This window comes from Lamprobacter modestohalophilus, from assembly GCF_016583905.1.
Taxonomy (GTDB): Bacteria; Pseudomonadota; Gammaproteobacteria; order Chromatiales; family Chromatiaceae; genus Lamprobacter; species Lamprobacter modestohalophilus.
The window spans coordinates 1-985 of the sequence record NZ_NRRY01000176.1 but is presented as its reverse complement, the minus strand read 5'-3'; the positions used below and the strand labels follow the sequence as shown (position 1 = coordinate 985).

The window sequence follows — 985 nt, the reverse complement described above, 5'->3', positions numbered from 1 at the left end:
TGGCGTTAGTGCGCCAAGCGCAGCTTGGCGCTTCTTGCCGGGTGAAAGTCCCGGTCGGGTAAGGGCTAGCCACCCACCCGTATCGCGTGTTGCGCCTCTGGCGGATAGCGACGCTCTGGTCGGAAGACTGGGGCTATCGTGAACAAAAGAGGTGAAGCGTACATAGAGAAACTTGTAGGCCAGAAGGGTGTACGCACCACCCTGAAGCGATTTCAGCCTCGTTAAAAGCATCAAAGCAGACGGCGACAGTGTTAACGCCCTGGAAGCCAACACAGAGGACTCGATAGAACGGCTATGGGCAAGATCATGTGGCACTGCCGGGAAACCAGGCAGCAAACAGAGAAAACAAACATTGCCCTAAGGTTGGTTCATGGCGAGAGTCCCGAGGGTCTGTCGGGGTCCGAGCGCCTGGCATGCAAGCATAGAAGCGTCGAGAACTTGGGAGGCCCCATCGGCTCCCGGAGGGAGAGGTAAGGTATGCGGTTATTGAGACACACACGGGGAAACCCCGGAACTGAATTAGACCGAAACCTAAAGCCAACCGACCGGGGAAGCGCAACTGACCGAGAAGGAAGGTTCGCCGGTAGCGGATGGGGAGTCAGACCGACTCATAGTACTCCGAGCGCGGGAGAGCCGCGCACATGGGGAAGGGGTCGGCGAAGTGATGAAGCCAACAAAGGACACTTCACCCAGACACGACGGGCTGGACTATGAAGCAAACCTCCCTGTTGGGAATAGCGAAAAAGGCGGCATCGGACAAGGCCCATCGATTCCGCAACCTCTTTGGTCTGCTGAATGTCAGCTATCTGCTGGCGTGTTGGCGACTGATTAATAAAGGGGCGGCCAGCGGTGTCGACCGACTGGATGCACGCGCCTATGAAGCCAACCTCCAGGACAATGTGGAAGGACTGGTGGCGGCGGTCAAAGGGGGGTGGTATCGGGCCAAGCTGGTACTCAGAAGATACATCCCCAAGCTCAACGGGAA

Annotated in this window: 1 pseudogene; it reads left to right on the top strand. The window is 57.6% G+C overall.

Going from position 1 to position 985, the window contains the following annotated elements:
* Positions 1 to 710 precede the first annotated feature (710 nt).
* Positions 711 to 985 (top strand): annotated as a pseudogene (locus CKO42_RS26710) (group II intron reverse transcriptase/maturase); the annotation flags it as partial.